At 58.8% G+C, this 18,869-nt stretch carries 10 protein-coding genes; 6 read left to right on the top strand and 4 right to left on the bottom strand.

Going from position 1 to position 18,869, the window contains the following annotated elements; all coding sequences use genetic code 11:
• Nucleotide 1 precedes the first annotated feature (1 nt).
• The 3 genes from ACZZ0A_RS19105 to ACZZ0A_RS19095 all read right to left on the bottom strand — a co-directional run bounded on the left by ACZZ0A_RS19105 (nucleotide 2) and on the right by ACZZ0A_RS19095 (nucleotide 8,956).
• Complete coding sequence (locus tag ACZZ0A_RS19105; RefSeq protein WP_463543593.1) at nucleotides 2-2,725, bottom strand: RHS repeat domain-containing protein; 2,724 nt, start codon at nucleotides 2,723-2,725, stop codon at nucleotides 2-4.
• The gene (locus ACZZ0A_RS19100; protein ID WP_463543592.1) at nucleotides 2,722-7,230 is read right to left on the bottom strand and encodes a SpvB/TcaC N-terminal domain-containing protein; all 4,509 of its coding nucleotides are present in this window, start codon (nucleotides 7,228-7,230) and stop codon (nucleotides 2,722-2,724) included. The genes ACZZ0A_RS19105 and ACZZ0A_RS19100 overlap by 4 nt, the downstream gene beginning before the upstream one ends.
• Nucleotides 7,231-7,432: 202 nt before the next feature.
• Nucleotides 7,433-8,956, bottom strand: coding sequence for a fumarate hydratase (locus ACZZ0A_RS19095; protein WP_007916251.1), 1,524 nt, complete (start codon nucleotides 8,954-8,956; stop codon nucleotides 7,433-7,435).
• Between the two features lie 713 nt (nucleotides 8,957-9,669).
• On the opposite strand from ACZZ0A_RS19095, the gene ACZZ0A_RS19090 reads away from it, so the two are divergent.
• The 3 genes from ACZZ0A_RS19090 to ACZZ0A_RS19080 are packed head-to-tail and all read left to right on the top strand — an operon-like array spanning nucleotide 9,670 to nucleotide 12,482.
• Nucleotides 9,670-10,776 carry a GGDEF domain-containing protein gene (locus ACZZ0A_RS19090; protein ID WP_463543591.1) on the top strand — a complete coding sequence of 369 codons (1,107 nt, stop codon included), beginning with the start codon at nucleotides 9,670-9,672 and terminating at the stop codon, nucleotides 10,774-10,776.
• A complete protein-coding gene (locus ACZZ0A_RS19085; RefSeq protein WP_463543590.1) occupies nucleotides 10,769-11,704 on the top strand; it encodes an iron-sulfur-binding ferredoxin reductase in 936 nt (311 codons plus the stop codon). The genes ACZZ0A_RS19090 and ACZZ0A_RS19085 overlap by 8 nt, the downstream gene beginning before the upstream one ends.
• Before the next feature lie 28 nt (nucleotides 11,705-11,732).
• Nucleotides 11,733-12,482: an enoyl-CoA hydratase-related protein gene (locus ACZZ0A_RS19080; RefSeq protein ID WP_463543589.1), complete on the top strand. Its 750-nt coding sequence runs from the start codon at nucleotides 11,733-11,735 to the stop codon at nucleotides 12,480-12,482.
• A 239-nt stretch (nucleotides 12,483-12,721) separates the two neighbouring features.
• On the opposite strand, the gene pyk is transcribed toward ACZZ0A_RS19080, so the two are convergent.
• On the bottom strand, nucleotides 12,722-14,173 hold the full coding sequence (gene pyk / locus ACZZ0A_RS19075) for a pyruvate kinase (RefSeq protein WP_007916243.1): 1,452 nt from the start codon (nucleotides 14,171-14,173) through the stop codon (nucleotides 12,722-12,724).
• Nucleotides 14,174-14,343: 170 nt separating this feature from the next.
• On the opposite strand from pyk, the gene ACZZ0A_RS19070 reads away from it, so the two are divergent.
• The 3 genes from ACZZ0A_RS19070 (at nucleotide 14,344) to ACZZ0A_RS19060 (ending at nucleotide 18,737) form a co-directional block, all read left to right on the top strand.
• Complete coding sequence (locus ACZZ0A_RS19070; RefSeq protein WP_007916242.1) at nucleotides 14,344-14,730, top strand: tetratricopeptide repeat protein; 387 nt, start codon at nucleotides 14,344-14,346, stop codon at nucleotides 14,728-14,730.
• Between the two features lie 229 nt (nucleotides 14,731-14,959).
• Nucleotides 14,960-15,316, top strand: a complete 357-nt coding sequence (locus tag ACZZ0A_RS19065; RefSeq protein ID WP_007916241.1) for a PilZ domain-containing protein — start codon at nucleotides 14,960-14,962, stop codon at nucleotides 15,314-15,316.
• A 397-nt stretch (nucleotides 15,317-15,713) separates the two neighbouring features.
• Nucleotides 15,714-18,737, top strand: coding sequence for a hypothetical protein (locus tag ACZZ0A_RS19060; protein WP_463543588.1), 3,024 nt, complete (start codon nucleotides 15,714-15,716; stop codon nucleotides 18,735-18,737).
• Nucleotides 18,738-18,869 lie beyond the last annotated feature (132 nt).

Genomic DNA, 18,869 nt, shown 5'->3' with positions numbered 1-18,869 from the left:
CTCAGGCTGCCCGCTTCACAGCCTTTTCCGCTGCGTAGACTCGATATCTGGCGAGTACGGCTTTGGTTTGGTCTACGCTGCGCAGTGCACTTTCTGTTGAAAGCCTGATTGCCGAGAGTTCAATCATCCTTGAATTCGAAGCGGCGACCCGTCCTTGTCCAAGGTCTCTCAGGTAATCTATAGAGTTCGTATATACCTGCTCGACCCCCAGTTCGTTGAACGCGACATTAATGGCCTCTGATGAACGGACAATGCCCTCGCGCAGGCTGTCGAGCATTGAGTCATACACATCTAATTCGAATTTGCTCAGTAGTTGCTCGGCTTTGGTCGTGTCCTTCGATAGTTGGAAAAGCTCAGCGAGTTCTGAGACTCCGGGAATCAGGGCTCCGCCAACCGAATCACGTCCAAGACTGAACAATGCTCTAATATTTTCAGATCTTTCCTGCCAGGTCGTTGGCGCTACAGAGTATCTATCCAAGGGGCTGGCGGACTTTCCAGAGCTTTGATCGTGTAGTAATTGCACATCCAGATCCGAGTGTCGCGGAAGAATAGATGCGTTCAGTTGTGATGTGATGTTTGAGTAGGCCCTACTCGCGTAGTCGGCGGTCTCGTTGCCTACGGTCAAGCCTTGTAGTTCTCCTGGCATATTTGATGGAAGCATACCGGTCGTACCATAACCGCTGAAGAAACCTACAGTCGCTCGTCCTGCAAGATAGATGAAGTTTTTTATAAGTTTTATTCGAAAGGTTTTAGGAGAGGTCAAGTCCGCCAACGTACTCTGTACTTCACTCATTCCGCCTGGAATATGAGCAAGAAATTTCGACTCTTCGGCGATAACATCTTTGAGCTGCGATGGTGTTCTTGTCGTACCACCAGTATCGATGTAGCTCATTGGATTGTTGCCTACAAATCCATAGAGATTCAGCCCGTCCACATCCCCCGCCGGGTCCGCACTGATCCAGCGCTGCAACCACGGCGCGTAGTAGCGCTCGCCGTAGTAGTACAAGCCACTGACATCCATCTCCTTGCCCGAATAACGGATGAATTTGTAGCGCACTTCCACTTCGTGTCGTGCGGCCATCCACGCCGTTTCGCCGAAGGGGTAATAACCTTCCTCGCTGATCACGTCGGCCTGTTGATCGATCTCCATGACGCAGGAACCGAGGTGATCTTTCAGGCTATAGCGCAGTTGATTGTTTTCAATGCCGCCGGGGCGTCCGCTGACCCAGTGCAGACAACGCGCATTGCCGAGGGTGATGACGTGCAGCTCTTCGCCGTTGTCTTTGCTGCGGATTTCCAGGCCGGGCAGGTAACGCACCTGATGAAAGTGGCGGGTCGTGTCGGTGAACCATTCATGGCATTTGAAGACGCGCTGGCCCTGGCTGTAATGGTAATGCTCGGCGTCGCTGTTGCTGTTTTTTCGAGTCACCAGCGGCACGCTTTCCAGCTCGTCGCGCGCGTTCCATTGCAACGCCGACCCTTGCTTGAGTTCCAGCTGATTGCCGTGGCGATCAAACAAGGTATCGAAATCCGGCAGATCTTCGCCTGTTTTCCAGCGCACGCCGCGGTTGCTGTTCGTGTCGACGCACATTTGGCGAGTAAAGGGATTGCCGTTTCGTACGTGACGCAGTTCGATCAGATTACCGCCGTTGTCGTATTGATAGGTCTGGGTGTAATTGAGTCGATTGTTCGGATCGCCCGGTTGCGGCAGGCCGGGAATGTCCGGTGGCGGGGCGTCGTCGTAGCCGGTGGCGCTGGTCAGTCGATAAAGCGAGTCGTAGGTGAAATCGCGGTGGCCGTCGATCAACTGGTTGGCGAAGTAGCGTGGCTGAAAGGCGTGGTCTTCGATGCGAGTGATATTGCCGACACGGTCGTAGAAGTATTCGACGTTTTGCAGGGCGCCCCCGCCGTCCTTGCGACTTGATTGAGTGTGCAAACGAGCGTCCGCCGGGTCGTAGGTCCACTGACTGCGCACCTGATTGCCGGCCAGTTGCTCGATGATCTGGTCGTTGGCGTTGTACTGCGTATCCAGCAGCACCGCTTGCCAGCCCGGCGTACCGCTGATCCACAGATCCGCTCGCTTGAGCTGCCCGGCCAGACCGTAACAAGAGCGGCGCCGATGGCCGCCGGCGTCGGTCTGTTCCAGCACTGCGCCCATCGGGCTGAACACCGAGTGGCTGCTGAACGCTGCCTCATCCTGGAAGGTGCGCGTCTCGCTCAGCGGCTGGCCACTGAGGGCAAAACTGTCGGTGCGCAGCGAACTCGAGCGATCTTTCTGCTCCCGCAACTGGCCACGCTGGTTGTGCCTCGCATCGGCCGAGGCGTCGGAATAGGTGAACACATCGACATTGACCTCGCCATTTTCCTCGACCGCGATCACTCGTAATTGCTTGTCGAACGTCGTGCGCCAATGGCTGCCGCGCTCGTCCCAACGCTCCAAAGGCTCACCGGCCCGCCCGGGCAGGGTCAGGCGCCAACCGGCGTCGACGCTGTCGGATTTCAACACCGTACCGTCCAGACTGTAGACCGTGGTCAGGGCAGGTGCCGACAGGCGTGGGTCCCACTGCTCGATCAGACGTTCGGCGTGGTCATGTTGCTGGTGGCTGACAAGGGCAGCAGGTGTGTCATCGGCCACGTTACGCAGGTAAGCAACTTGCCGTACCGGCAGGCCCCGGGCATCGCTCACCGCCAGCGCGGGTGTACGCCGGTGCACATTGGCAGTCATGACCGCGATGCCTTGGCTGGCGGGGACGGCTCGGCGGTGTCATTGAAGTCTTCGCTGGTGTGAAACCAGGGGTGATACGTTTCTCGAGAGCAATCGCCCTTGGCGTTGACCACTTTGATCTGTCGGCCAAGGGCGTCATAGAACACCTGATCGAAGAAGCCCATTTCGCGCAGGGACTGATCGTTGACGTAACCGTGGGTATCGGCGAAAAACGGCCGAAACTGACGGACTGGCAATCCCTTGTTGTTGTATTCGACCCGCTCGCTGATGCGCCAGCGCGAGTCAGTATCGACCTCTTTGAACTGGCCATTTTCGACGATCAGTGAACCGTCGTCGCCCACGGCATATGCCTTGCCCGGATCGACCCGTTGCTGGGTTTGCAGAGCCCTGCCAAAGCCGTCGACACAGGCTTTGACGATCTGGACCTGCCTTAACGGATCATCGGGGTAGCGGTCGGCACTGAGGATCACGCTGTGCACCGGTTCTCGGCGCACCGCACCGATAGCCTCGTGCAATGCCCGCTCTTCAGGCGTCAAGGCTCCCTGGCGCCGGGCGAGTTTTTGCCGCGCACTGGCCCTGATGTGGCCGCTGGGCAGGAGATAGCCTTGGGCAATCCATGCGCTGGCGCCGTTGGCGATCTGCCCCATCCAGCTGAACAGATCCTTGCGCAGGGTACTGGCGGCTTTTTGCACGGCGGCGGGCGGATCGGCAATCGCCGTAGCCGGGCGCCGATCCTGCGGAGGCAAGTAGTCGCTCAGCGGGTTGAAACCCACAGCCTTGTCGTTTTCGGTGCCGTAAAAACTGCTGGCCAAGGCCTGGCCGGAAGGTTCATGGAGCGCTTCGTGAGTGTTGTCGTTGGCATCGATGATGCGCAGCGGTTGCAGCGCGTGGTAGTCGTACTCAATGCGCGTAGTACAGCCGTCCGGCAGCACCACGAGCGTCACGGCCAGCGCATGAGCGTCGTATTCGGCGCGGGTGTACCCATGGCTGAGGGTTTCGCGATAGCGCAGTACCTTGTAGAAGCCGTCGAGGCCGGCGTATTCGGCGTAGCCGAAACTTGCCGACCACAGGTCATGCTCCGTGCTGCCCAAGGGATTTACCCAGAACAGAAACGGCATGGGCAGATAGCCAATCTTCTCCAGTTCGTCACGCACATTGAAGGGCGCAGGCAACACGCTGTAAGCGTCCAGCGCGGTCTTGTCCAGTTGTGCCAATTCCAGTGGACCGGCCAGGGCCTCGAATCCGGCAACGCCGTCGTCCAGCAGTTGGCCATCGGTGCTCAAGTAGCGCTGTACAGATTGCGTGATCAGCATCCGTTCAGCGTTCCAGTGCGCCGAATCCTCATGTTTCTTCAGGCACTCATAGGACACTTGCTCAGGCGTAAGCCCGGTGGGCAGTGTGCCTTTGGACAAGACCAGCGCATTGCCACGCTGCTGATAGGGCAAGCCGAGGCGCCAACGCAGCAGGTCTCTGATCAGATCGATGAACGTTGCACGGCTTTCATTCAGGTAAAACGATTGTTGCGCCAGGTCATGGGCGTCGCGCCACCATCGCTGTTCATCAGGATCCTTGAACGGTGGCGTATCCTTTTCTGTGAGTCGCCGGCCGTAGCTCACTGTGATGGAATGCGTCGGCTGACCGTGGACGTTATGGCGCAGGGTCACCTCATTGCGACAGCGTGGATCATCGATAAAACCGTCGTACTGGTAACTGATCTTCTCCACCACAAGGGGCAGCAGAACGGCGGCAGCATAAGGACCTTGCTCGCGCACTTCACGTACCAGGTAACGCAGCTCCTCGACGGTATAAAGCGTCGCAGTTTCGCCGCTGTCCACAGCTGTATCGGCATAGGTCTCGATGCGTGTGACGGCGCCGACCAGCGCCCGGGAGATCTGATACCGGGCGTCGTCATCGTGCGCAGGAATGATTTCATCGACATCGTCTTGTGAGTGATATCGACTGAACAGGGTGTTGCCCAGAGCTACAGCGTGTACATCTTGATTGAAGTAGTCGTCGCGCGGTCGATCCATTGATTGCCCGGTATGAAACCAGGTGCAGACCCGCATCGGTTCGCTGAAGCCGGTGCCCTCAGCGCCGGTGGCGCTCTCACTGTCGGTTTGTTGCAGCAGGCCGAAACCACGGAACTCGCGCTCACGGCTGTCGTAGAAGCCTTCGCGCCAAGTGAAAGTCTGCGTCAGAACGTTGCCGGTGATTTCATCCAGTTGCTGCTGTTTATGGACCACCGCCACCGGGAACGGCAGGTGGCACGCCGGAAAACGTCTAAGGGTGGGCATATGGCGTTTTTCATCCAGCCATTCCTGCGCCGAACTGCGGTAGACCACGCTGGCACTGCAACCCATGTTGTTGTTACTGCTGGTCAGCAGATACGGCTTGGCCGAAACGAAATCGTAGCGCCAGTGCTGCGGTTGCATGTGCGTCACCGTCAGGATCAGGCTGGAGCAGCCCAGGCCTTGCAGATCGGCGAAGCTCACTTGACTGAGCCGGTCGTAGCGCACGCCGTCCGGCCACGGTACGTTGATCGGTGTTTGCTCCAGACCATTGCCGCCGCGATTCAGGTAGATCTCGAAGAACTCCGATTGCAGGTAAATCAGCGACGCGGCACCGGAGCCGTCCAGGTCAGCAAGGCGCACGCGGGACGAGTCGAACGTTTCGTATCTGAAAGGCAATTCGCCGATCTTGCGACCTCTGCCAAACCGGCCGTGACCCAGGTTCGGCCAGCAGCGAATTTCGTCGTGACGTATCCGGCACAGCTCGGGCATGTCGCTGCCCAGCAGGTTGCCCAACAGCACCAGTTCCGTGCGGGAGTTGCTAAACAGTGGCAAGCGGTCGTCGTCGGGCTCGTGCGGCACCTCTTCAGGCGCGGCGAAGCCTTGTTCGCGCTGGTTGGCGTACAGCCGCACGGAGTGCGGCCCGATCAACGCCAGGCTACTCAAACCGTCGCCGATCAAGTCACCAAGCGTCGAGAGGGTGTTGAAAAACTCCGGCGGGAATCTGCCGAAAGGGACGAAGTCGGCAAACGTGCGTTGTTCTGTCAGGGTGCGAAAACCACTGATGCCCGGTTGTGCGGTGACCCAGTCGAGCCGACCGTCACCCGTCAGGTCGGTCAGCAGTTGCTGGACCGGACGGTTGCGATCAGCGACCGGAATCTTGTCCAGCGCGAGCCAGGGCGCATAGTCGATTTCATCGGGGCCTTTCGTCGCGCGGCGTGGTTCGCGGTAGTACCAACTCTGGTCATAGCGGCAGAGAAAACCCGGCACGCCTTCGCCATAAAGATCGACGCACTGGTAAAAACCACCGTCCTCGATACCCGGCTGAACATCGAATTCGAGGAAGCGCGCCGGGGTTTTATTGATGTCGAAAGGGGCGTAGTCGAACTCGACCGGTGGTGTGTTTTCGACTACGCCGCTGGCATCGAATGCCTGATAGTGCGCCGCGCTGATCTGGCTGTAGGCCCACTGCGCGATATTTTGCGGTTGTTGATATTCCAGTAACAGGCGGCGCACCAGTTTCGGTTGCTCAGTCGACTGCCCGGGAAAGTGATGAAACAGCAACGCCTGCTGGCAGAGTCTGCGAGTGCCCAGTTCAAAACCCTGACCGTGGGTTGAAAAACGATCAGGACGGACTGTCCAGGGTTTGAGGGAGTCACCGTCATATACCGGGATATCGGTCAGTGACGTGCTGCGCTCGCCGTAATCGAACAGCAGATGAAAGTGCCAATCCAGTTCGGCCGGATTATCCGTTGTCCAACTGTACAAATCGCTGCTGGCCGTGAAGTTGCCGTAACACACGCGGCGCAGATAACGCTGGGCGCGGTAGTCATGCAGCGGGTCGGGATCCTGATCATCGGCCTTGTATTCGAAGCAGATGTGTTCGCCGCGCGCGTTCATGCTTTCGCACAGCAGCCATGTGGCGATGTGTCCAGGGGCGTGCGGGTCGGCAACTCGTGTGGCTTCGGTTTTGCCGTAAAGGTGCAGCGAGCCGTCAGCGCCGTGTATCAGCCAGAATACCGGTGGATCGGCTTCCCCGGTTTGCCGCTGCCAGCGCTCGCGCAGGGCGAAATCGCTTTCCACTCGAGGCCAGTAGCGCACGACTCTGTGCGGGCCGATGTCGACGCTGTTGTAGGTGCTTTCCTCACGGAATTTGAGTTCACCGTTTTCATCCAGCTCCGGCATCCACACTTCGCCATCGACCCCGATGATCTCGTCGTGGTCGGAGTAACGCGGCACGCCTTTGTTGGTTCTGCGATTGATCTGACCGACGCCACCCAAATGCCAGGACAGGCCGAACGGACCATTGCCGCTTTGGCTGCTGTAATTCAGCGAAAACTGCGGATCCCAGCCCCGCCCGGCAGACGTCGGAATCGGCAATTCGAACGACGCCGCCCCGGTCGGCCCCACTGCGCCCCAGCTTTTGCCGATGGTAGCGATCGATGCGCTTTTGGCGATGGAAGGGGTGGTGATGCTCAGCTCTTGTTGATCAGGCATGGTCGAATCCATTGCGCGCGAGAGGGGCGTGAATGGACTGACGCTAACAAGAACAGCGCATAAATGAACCTGTCAGATCTGACAGGTGCGCAAGATCATTTTGTGTGCTTCGGCAGGTTTTTTATCGCGATTGGTTTGCACATGCAAAAACGGCCGGGTCACCCCTGAGGATGAACCGGCCGTTTTCATGCAGGCGAAGGGCTTACTGCACTTCTACCGCCAGGCTTTCGCTGATCTTCTGTTGCCAGATCGCAGGGCCGGTGATGTGCACCGACTCACCTTTGCTGTCCACCGCAACGGTGACCGGCATGTCCTTGACCTCGAACTCGTAGATCGCTTCCATGCCCAGTTCGGCAAAGGCCAGCACTTTCGACTTCTTGATCGCCTGAGCGACCAAGTAGGCAGCGCCGCCGACAGCCATCAGGTACACGGCTTTGTTGTCCTTGATCGCTTCGATCGCGGTCGGGCCGCGCTCGGATTTGCCGATCATGCCCAACAGGCCGGTCTGCTCGAGGATCTGCCGGGTGAACTTGTCCATTCGCGTCGCGGTGGTCGGGCCCGCCGGGCCAACCACTTCGTCACCGACCGGATCAACCGGGCCGACGTAGTAGATGAAGCGACCTTTGAGGTCCACCGGCAGGGTTTCACCTTTGTTGAGCATCTCGACCATGCGCTTGTGCGCGGCGTCGCGACCGGTGAGCATTTTGCCGTTGAGCAGGACGGTTTCGCCCGGCTTCCAGCTCTGCACGTCTTCCGGGGTCAGGGTGTCGAGGTTGACGCGACGGGCCGACGGGCCGGCTTCCCAGACGATTTCCGGGTAGGCGTCCAGCGGTGGCGCTTCCAGCGAGGCTGGACCGGAACCGTCGAGTACAAAGTGCGCGTGACGGGTGGCCGCGCAGTTCGGGATCATGCACACCGGCAGCGAAGCGGCGTGAGTCGGGTAGTCCATGATCTTCACGTCGAGCACGGTGGTCAGGCCACCGAGGCCCTGGGCGCCGATGCCCAACTGGTTGACCTTCTCGAACAGCTCCAGACGCATTTCTTCGATGCGGTTCTGTGGGCCACGGGCCTTGAGTTCGTGGATGTCGATGGATTCCATCAACACTTCTTTGGCCATGACGGCAGCTTTCTCGGCGGTGCCGCCGATGCCAATGCCGAGCATGCCCGGTGGGCACCAGCCGGCGCCCATGGTCGGAACGGTCTTGAGTACCCAGTCAACGATCGAGTCGGACGGGTTGAGCATGGCCATTTTCGACTTGTTCTCGGAACCGCCACCCTTGGCCGCCACGTCCACTTCCACGGTGTTGCCCGGGACGATGGAGTAGTGGATGACCGCTGGGGTGTTGTCCTTGGTATTTTTCCGAGCGCCCGCCGGGTCGGCGAGGATCGAGGCACGCAGGACGTTTTCCGGCAGGTTGTAGGCGCGACGCACGCCTTCGTTGATCATGTCGTCCAGGCCCATGGTGGCGCCATCCCAACGTACGTCCATGCCGACGCGCACGAACACGGTAACGATACCGGTGTCCTGGCAGATCGGGCGATGGCCGGTGGCGCACATGCGCGAGTTGATCAGGATCTGCGCCATCGAGTCACGGGCCGCTGGCGATTCTTCGCGCAGGTAGGCTTCGTGCATCGCCTGGATGAAATCCACGGGGTGGTAATAGGAAATGAACTGCAGGGCGTCGGCAACGCTCTGAATCAGGTCGTCTTGCTTGATCACGGTCATGAGTCGCGCTCCTCTAAAAGACGGGAACATTCAATAAGGTGCCTGCGGCTTGGGTGCATCGGTCGGTCGCAAGCACCTTTCAAGGCACGCCGGGGCTGCTGGCGCGACGCTAAAAAGGCGCGGCAGTATACCGCGCCTCGGTGGGGCGCACACGCGCTGGCAGTCATTCGTTGGTCGCATGGGTGGGCGAATATCGGACAGCGGGTTTGCACGTCAAGATTTACCCCCTCACCCCAGCCCTCTCCCCCAGGGGGGCGAGGGGGAAAGGGAGCCGATCTTGATGCTGTACAAACCTGAGCTCGACTCAGGAAAGGGGTCGATGTGCATGCTGTTCAAATCTGGTTTCGACTCAGGAAAGGGAGCCGATCTTGATGCTGTTCAAACCTGAGCTCGACTCAGGAAAGGAGTCGATGTGCATGCTGTTCAAATCTGGTTTCGACTGAGGAAAGGGGGGCGATGTTCATGTTGTTCAAACCTGAGTTCGGCTCGGTATTCCAGGTCGGCGTATCGCCAACAACCGACTCGGTCAGTCCCCTCTCCCTCTGGGAGAGGGCTAGGGTGAGGGGCTTTTGGCGGTATAAGCAGGCCACACTTTTGACGTCAAATTTCGAGCCCGAAAATCGGTGGTCATTTATCGACTACGCCTCTAAAGTGGCAGCCGGTCTGTAGAGTAGGACACTCGGTCAGCCTCTTATCGCACGGTGAGTCAACGATTGACCCATAACGCCATTCAACGTCTTTTGCTCAAACGCTTTGCCCTCGCTGCGGCCACCTATGGATTGGCTTTGCTGCTGCTGTGGCTGTCGTTTTTCACGGGTCATTACGAGCAGTCCCTGACTTCTGTGGCCGTCGGCAGTGCGCTGGTGGTGATCAGCCAGTCGGTGCTGTTCGCACTGTTCTGGAGCGGGCACAACCTGCGCTTTGCCGATCCCAGCCTGACCGAAGCACAGGTGCTGATCGGTCTCGGCTGGCAGACCTGGCTGATCGCCCATCTGGATGAAGCCCGCGGCGCCTTTCTGGTGTTCTACGTGTTGATCCTGCTGTTCGGCCTGTTCCACCTCAGTCGACGGGCGTTCATACGCTGTGCCCTGCTGGTGTTCTTCAGTTTCTGTGCCATCACGCTGTGGGACGGCTACTACTTCCGCTTGCGCGAGCCGGCGCTTGCCGCCTTGCAGGTGTGCATTCTGGCGATGGTGCTGGCGTGGCTGGTGCTTTACGCGCGCTTCGTCCAGGTTTCGCGACAACGCCAGCGCCAGCGCCGGTTTGCCTTGCAGGCGCATCAGGACACCCTGCGCGGGATGATGCGTCAGCTGGAAGATCTGGTCGCCACCGATGAACTGACCGGGCTGTTCAATCGTCGGCATTTTCTGCGCCTGGCTTCGCGAGAGCTCAATGCCATGGACGACGATGTCGTGCATGGCCTGGCGTTGATCGACCTCGACCACTTCAAACGCATTAACGACCTGCACGGTCATGCGGCGGGCGATCAGGTGTTGCAGGCCTTCGCCGGCGTTGCTCAAGCATGCCTGCGCGACGGCGATGTGCTGGCGCGTTATGGTGGTGAGGAATTCGTTGTGTTGTTGCCCGATTGCGATGCCGAACGGCTGACCGCGTGTTGCGAGCGTCTGCGTATCGCCTTCACCGACGTTGAACTGGTCGGCCTGAATGTGCGCAACCTCAGCCTGTCGGCCGGCATGACGCTGTTGACGTTGGGCGATGATCTGGACGATGCCTTGCAGCGCGCCGATCAGGCCTTGTATCGGGCCAAGCGTGACGGGCGCAATCGTTGTGCGGCCGCGTGGGAGAACGTCGATGCCTGAACTTCGCGTCGGTGAACGACAATGGTCTGTGGCCGCGGGCAGCAATCTGCTCGATGCACTCAATCAGCATGGCGTCGCGGTGCCTTACAGCTGCCGCGCCGGCAGTTGCCATGCCTGTCTGGTGCAATGCGTGCAAGGCCTGCCGGCTGACAATCGGCCGGACGCCTTGAGCGCCGAGCAGCGTCAGGAGGGCTGGCGCCTGGCGTGTCAGTGTCAGATCGTCGAAGATTTGCAGGTGCATACGTTCGACCCGATCACCGACGGTCGCCCGGCAGTGGTCGAAGCGCTGGACTGGCTCAGCGACAGCGTCCTGCGTTTGCGCCTGACCCCGCAGCGGCCGTTGCGCTACAGCGCCGGGCAACATCTGGTGCTGTGGATCAATCACATCGCGCGGCCGTATTCGCTGGCAAGCCTGCCGGAAGAAGACCGCTTTCTCGAATTCCATCTCGATTGCCGCCAGCCCGGTGAATTCAGTGATGCCGCACGGCGCTTGCAGATCGGCGACCCGATCCGCCTTGGCGAACTGCGTGGCGGCGCCTTGCATTACGACCCGGACTGGCACAACCGGCCGCTGTGGCTGCTGGCCGCCGGCACCGGTTTAGGCCCGCTGTTCGGCGTGCTGCGTGAAGCCTTGCGTCAGGATCACCAAGGCGCGATCCGCGTCATTCACGTCGCCCATGATGCGGGCGAGCATTATCTGGGCAAACCCCTTGCAGCGCTGGCTGCACAGCGGGAAAACCTCAGCGTCGAGTTGTGGACAGCGGCCGAGTCAGCCGCCGCTTTGGCGCAACTGCGCCTTGTTTCCCGACAAACCCTGGCCTTAGTCTGCGGCTCGACGGCCAGTGTCGATGCCTTCGCCCGACGTCTGTACCTGGCCGGATTGCCGCGCAACCAACTGCTGGCCGACGTATTTTTGAGCCGTGGTTGAGCGCTGAATTTCAGACGCGAGACACGCCATGACTGATGCCATCCTGCTGGAACGCGAACGCGGTTTGCTGACCCTGCGCCTCAACCGCCCGGACAAGAAAAACGCTCTGACCCGCGCCATGTACAGCCGTCTCGCCGAGGCGCTGAAGCAGGCCGGTGGCGACCCTGAAATCAACGCCGTGCTGATCACCGGCAGTGCCGAGTGCTTCACCGCCGGTAACGACATCGCCGACTTTGTCCAGCAACCGCCGAGCGACCTCGACAGTCCGGTGTTTCACTTCATGCTCAATTTGCTCGAATGCCGTAAACCGGTGATAGCGGCTGTGGCCGGCGCGGCGGTGGGCATCGGCACCACGCTGTTATTGCATTGCGATTTGGTCTACGTCAGCCGCGATGCGCGGTTGCGCATGCCGTTCGTCAATCTTGGATTGTGTCCGGAATTCGGCTCCAGCCTGATTCTGCCGCGTCTGCTCGGCCAGGCCAAAGCAGCAGAGCTTTTGTTATTGGGCGAAGGCTTTACCGGTGAACAGGCAGCGGCGTGGGGCATTGCCACCGAAGCATTGGGCAGTGGCGATGCGGCGTTGCGCAAGGCACGGGAGGTGGCGTTGCGTTTCGACGAACTGCCGGCTGAGGCGGTGCGTATCAGCAAGCAATTGATGAAGGCGCCGGATCGCGAGTTGATTCGTAAGGTGATCGAGGAGGAGGGCGCATTGTTCACTCAAAGACTGCGCTCGCCGGAAGCGTTGGCGGCGTTGACCGGATTTATCAAACGACATTGAAAAGCCAGCCCTCACTCAGAGGGAGAGGGAGCCGACCGAGGTGTAATGCGTTATACATCGACTTGAAAGAACCGGTCGGATTCAGCGCAGAGATAACAGGTCGGTGCAATTCTGCAATATCCCTCAATCGGTTCCTTCTCCCTCTGGGAGAGGGCTAGGGTGAGGGGCTTTCGATTCAACGCAGACAACAAAAAGCCCCGGCACTCACATGCCGGGGCTTTGGTTTTTCAGCGCGTCACTCAGACCTGCGGGTCGCCCACGTGCAGGATCTTCATGCCGTTGGTGCCGCCGGTGGTGTGGTAGCTGTCGCCCTTGGTCAGGATGACCCAGTCGCCTTTTTCCACAACGCCGCGCTTGACCAGCTCGTCGATCGCCTTCTGGCTGACTTCGTGCGGTTCCAGCGAAGCCGGGTCGAACGGTACGGTGTACACGCCACGGAACATGGCGGCACGCGCCTGGGTTTCACGGTGCGGCGAGAACGCATAGATCGGCACCGAAGAACGGATACGCGACATGATCAGCGGGGTGTAGCCACTTTCAGTCAGGGCGATGATCGCTTTGACGCCCGGGAAGTGGTTGGCGGTGTACATGGTCGCCAGTGCGATGCTTTCGTCGCAGCGGGTGAATTCCTTGCCGATACGGTGGCTGGAGGTTTTGCCGGTCGGGTGCTTTTCAGCGCCGACGCAGATGCGCGCCATTGCCTGCACAGCTTCCAGCGGGTACTGGCCAGCGGCGGATTCAGCCGAGAGCATCACGGCGTCGGTGTAGTCGAGCACGGCGTTGGCCACGTCGGATACTTCGGCGCGGGTCGGCATCGGGTTCTGGATCATCGACTCCATCATCTGCGTCGCGACGATCACAGCCTTGTTGTGGCGGCGTGCGTGCAGAATGATTTTCTTCTGAATGCCCACCAGCTCGGCGTCGCCGATTTCCACACCGAGGTCACCACGGGCAACCATCACCGCGTCGGACGCCTTGATCAGGCCGTCGAGGGTTTCGTCGTCGGCCACGGCTTCAGCGCGTTCGATCTTCGCCACCAGCCAGGCAGTACCGCCGGCTTCGTCGCGCAGTTGACGGGCGTATTCCATGTCGGCAGCGTCACGCGGGAAGGACACCGCGAGGTAGTCAACTTCCATTTCAGCGGCGAGCTTGATGTCGGCCTTGTCTTTTTCAGTCAGGGCCGGTGCGGTCAGGCCGCCACCGCGACGGTTGATGCCTTTGTGATCGGACAGCGGGCCGCCGATGGTCACGGTGCAATGCAGTTCTGTTGCGGTGGCGGTATCAACGCGCATCACCACGCGGCCGTCGTCGAGCAGCAGCTCGTCGCCCACACCACAGTCCTTGACCAGGTCCGGGTAGTCGATGCCGACCACTTGCTGGTTGCCTTCGGTCAACGGATGGCTGGTGGAGAAGGTGAACTGGTCACCGATCTTCAGCTCGATTTTCTTGTTGGCGAATTTGGCGATACGGATTTTCGGGCCTTGCAGGTCGCCCAGCAGGGCGACGAAGCGACCGTGCTTGGCAGCGAGGTCACGCACCAGCTTCGCGCGAGCCTTGTGCTCGTCGGGGGTGCCGTGGGAGAAGTTCAGACGGGCAACGTCCAGACCAGCCAGAATCAGCTGTTCGAGAACTTCCGGCGAGTTACTGGCCGGGCCAAGGGTAGCGACGATTTTGGTACGACGGACGGACATGCAAAGACTCCTGAGTTCAAGCGCTAGCGAAGGCTACTATGCTCTTGGGGTGTAGTCATTGTTCGTTTGCACTACTTAATGTTTTCTTTATTGAACTCGACAACTGGCGCAAACACTTCTGAAGATTTCTCGGCAAGGGTCGATACAGAGCACAAGACAGGAGAACCCTCATGCGATTCGTACCCATTGCCGCCCTTGCCCTCAGCGTCCTCGCCGTTTCGGGCTGCACCCGTTGGTCGATGAACCATCATTTGAACAACGCCTACAGCGCCTATGACCGTGGCAATTGCGAGCAGGTCATGCTCGAACTGTCCAAGGTCGAACGCGCCAGCCGCGCCCGTCCGTACGTGTGGCCGGAAGTGTCGATGATGCGCGGCCAGTGCCTGGAACGGCAGAAAATGTTTGTCGACGCGGCGCAGACCTACCAGTTCATCATCGCCTCGTACCCGAACAGCGAATACGCCTATCGCGCCCGTGCCCGTCTGGAAACCTTGCAGAGCCTGGGCCACTACCCGACGCGCAGTGCCGCTGCCGTGGTACGACCGACCCGTTTCTGATGACAGTTGTCATACAAAATCTGGCTGTGTGTACAAGCTGAGCTATAGTCGAATAACCCGGATTCAGCGTCAGGTTCCTGAATCCGGAGCAACACCCGCGACTGGCAGTTGTAAGGTGACGGCGACGTAGCGACCGTTACACCGGAAGCGGGGAGAGCGGCCGGCGAAACCGGCTCGTTCCGAAGCAAAGGTGCGGCTCTGTAATGGAGCCTTGCATGGCGAACTGCGCATGTTTACCGAACGGATCGAACGGCATCAGTTGCCGTATTTCCTCAGAGTGTTCAACAGCGTCACCGACAAGCCCATCGGTTTTCTCGGCAACCTCTCCGAAGACGGGCTGATGCTCATCAGCCAACTGCCCATGATGGTCGGTGTGGATTTTCAGTTACGCCTGAAAATCCCCGCCAGCGATGGCTGTCAGCAGGTAATCGACCTCACGGCGTGTTGCGTGTGGTGTCACGAAGACGCCACACCGCTGCACTACGACGCCGGCTTCGTCCTGCAACGCGCGCCGCCGGAATTTGGGCAGCTGGTGCAGGCGTTGCAGCGCTATTTCAGTTTTCAGCCGTTGCCGGCTTCTGCCTGATTCAAAACCGCTAAAAGCTTCGTGAGCAGGTCGCTCCTACCTTCGATTTGTGGTGTGTAACAGATCATGTGGGAGCGGGCTCGCCCGCGAAAGCGTCTCCACTGGAACACCAGTTGCAACGGTCAGGCTGGGTCATTCGCCCGTTCGTTATCCAGCCATTTCGGCTAGCCATATTCCCACCTCACTCAACTGATCAATCGCCATCTCCAGATGCCGTGTTTTGCTTTTCTTTCGGCCAACTCGCGCCTCGCAGCCATCACCGAAGCCGGCGTATCGAAGCGCCTTGTCGACCAGGGTTACCGTTGGTCGGGACTGTCAGGTTTGACAGGTGACATGTATTTGAAGGAGCGCTGATTCTGGACTCGGTTTTTAATTCGCTAATGCAGGAGAAAGAACAGTGACGGATGATTCAGAAATTCCCCTTGGCTGGGCAGCGCCTACTTTTTCTCCCAGTGTTAGCGGAACTCTTCAACAGTTCCCCCTGACTATTCGGGTCAACACAATACCGAACAACCTGACAAAGCGTGAGGTCCACTTCAAGCTTAATGGCAACCATTGGTACGAAATGGATCCAGGCTCAAACTCGAACGAGCAATGGTACGACGTCATTATTCCTGAAATAAAACATAGTGACCGTCTGGAAATACATACGCGTTACGTGGGGGGAATGGTGGGATCGGACTGGGGCTTCTCAGGACAGTTCCGCGTCATCAAGCCTTTGGAAATTATCTCGCCACCTCAAAATAGTTTTGTTTCTTCATCATTTATTATCACTGGCACCGGAGCCTGGGATAATCCCGTAATCGAAGTGACGACAGGCGACAAGTCTTTCAAAGGCACGCCAACCACCAGCGGGACATGGTCTGCCGTAGTGGAAAAACTTCCCCTCGGCAGACACAGCTTCCATGCGACACAAACTTTCGGTGGTAAAACTTCCAAATCCACGGAGTGGAATGTAACGGTAATCGAGGAGCCGCGAATAATATCTCCAGTAAGCGGTGCAGTGATCGGTGAGGCAAAACCGATTGTTTCCGGCACTGGTAAAGTCGGTACAAGGATCAACCTCCACCGGCAAGGAAACCCTCTGGATAGCTATGGTTCAGGAACTGTAGAGTTTGACGGTCGCTGGGAAGTAAAGCTGACCAAGGCGCTGTCATGGGGAAGTTTCGTTCTAGTCGCAGAACAATCGTTCGAAAATACGAAATTGCTTTCTAACCCTGTTGATCTCACGGTTAACCTTTCACCCGTTATTTTAGATCCGGCGTCGGGTACGACACAGTCTCAATCGTTTAACCTTTCTGGTGATTTGTCCATCCAGGGTGCAACCCTGGCTGTTTACAGGGATCTGGAAACAGAGAAAGTGGGGGAGGTCGAGGTCTCGGCTAGTTTCTGGAGAGTGCCGGTAAATGTCCAGCCTGGACCCGCTTCACTCGTAGCGATACAAACTCTAAATAATGTCCCTTCACCTCGCAGCGCCCCCCGCTCTTTCCGAATCCGCCCTCCCAAACTGGCAGAACCTGAGGTCACCTTTCTTCCTGATACAAGCTTGAAGTTCTCCGGCTCCGGCCATTTCGATCAAAACCTCTCGACCGAAATCCAGTTCTCTGCCAGCGACGGCTCGCTGCCTTTGCCGCCCAACGCCCGCGTCAATGCCCAGGGCTATTGGGAAACGGCCCCCGTTGTCTGGTCTCTGGGCAGCTACGATGTGACGTTGATTCAAAAGATCGCCGACAACGCCAGTGGCTGGATCGAATCGCAGCCTCTTGAGTTCAAAGTCCGCAACGACATGCCGGATATCACCGAGGCGAGCTACACCGAGGAGTATCTACCGGTCTTCAGCGGCAAAGGTTATACAGGTGCCACCGTCTCGCTCAGGTTTCCCAATACAAACGAGGCTGCACGGAGTGTAGTGGTCGTGAACGGCCAATGGTCGACGTCTGCTTTGGTTGAGTGGGGCCCAACCAACAAGCGGGAAGTGCGCATTACACAGCATCTGGGAAACCATCCTTCGCAACGTCCTTTCATCCTGTACGTCACGATTCCACCGCTGGCGCCAGGCGTGGATGATCTTGGCGAAGAGGGGCTGGAGCCGGTATTTCGCGGCACTTGCTTGTCGGGCGCCACGGTGAGCATCAGGTTCAGCGACGATACCGAGACGCATGTGGCGACCGTGACGGGATCCACCTGGACATTTCAGCGACCAACCCCGTTCGAGGCAAATATCGAACATGCCGCGGAGGTCACGCAAACAATCCTCGATCTCCTTTCAAAACCGACCTCGAAAACCTTCACTGTCCACAGAGTCATGTTGCAACCGCTCATTGTCGCGCCGGGATCCGGCTCGGAAGTGGGGTTCGACGTCACCATTGAAGGTGATAACGGCATGCAGGGCGCGGTGATGCAATTGCATGACAACCAGATAGGCGCAACGCTGGGTGATCCGCTCGAATTGCTTGAGGAGGGCAAATGGTCTATCCAGTTGCTCGGTCTGGACCTGAGGGAATATTTCCTCCATGCGCAGCAGACGCTCAACGGGCGAGATTCGGCAAACAGTGCTGAGCACAGGCTCAAGGTGGTGGTGCCGCCGCCTCGATTCACGATGCCGATCCCTGGCGGGAGAGCGCCGCGCACTTCGAAAATTGCTGGCACCGGCAGAGCTACCGCGCAGGTGGAGGTCTGGCTGGAAGGCGCTACTGAGCCATTGTTGACGGATATTGAGGTGAACGCGTCAGGCAACTGGGATGCCGAAGTGAGTTTGCCGGTGGGCAACACGACCATCTGGGCTTTTCAAACCTTCGTCCACAATGGCATTGCGCAGCGCTCTCAGGCCAATGAGCGTTTGCGTTACAAAGTTGTGCCGGCGGCTCCGTTTATCGAAACCCCGACTGCCGATGATCATGTCGGCCGACGGGTCGTGGTCTCGGGTTTCGCGACGCCCGGCGACACCGTGACCGTGACGCTGGGTAGCGACCAGGCCAGCGCCGAGGTGCGGGAAAACCGGACGTGGTCGGTAACGCTGGAGCCCGGTCAAGACGAGGGCAATCATGAGCTGGACGCTGTGGCGGCTTGCGAAGGGTTTATATCCGATAGCGCGAAACGCACGCTTCAGCTGGCAACTTATCTGCCCACCGTTGAGATCCCAGAACCGGGACGCTGGGTCAGCAACCCGGTGCTGTTTGCCGGCAAGGGCCGTCAAGGCGTCGGTGTTCTGGTCGATCCGTTCAACCCGGACAAGACATGGCTAGCGTCGATTCAGGTAGACCCTGACTGGCAAGGCCTGTCTGACCAAACGCTACCGTTGGGTGGCAACTGGTGTCGTTTCAAGCTGCAGCCGAGCGACAGCGATCCGATGGGTTCTGACTGGGTCGTCAGTGAGCGGTTTGAAATCGAATCAGTGCCGACGGATAAAATCCGGTTGTAAATTTCCGATGAGCGGTCATAAAACCTGTCATTTCTGACAGTTGGCAGCGACTGCGTTCAAGCGCTAAATCCTTATGCAACGCTGGGTCCGCCTGACACCACAGTCAGGCGGCCCGGGCGGTTATCGACTCAA

The sequence above is a fragment of the Pseudomonas sp. AC242 genome (genome assembly GCF_979258655.1).
This window is presented reverse-complemented; position numbering and strand designations above follow the sequence as displayed.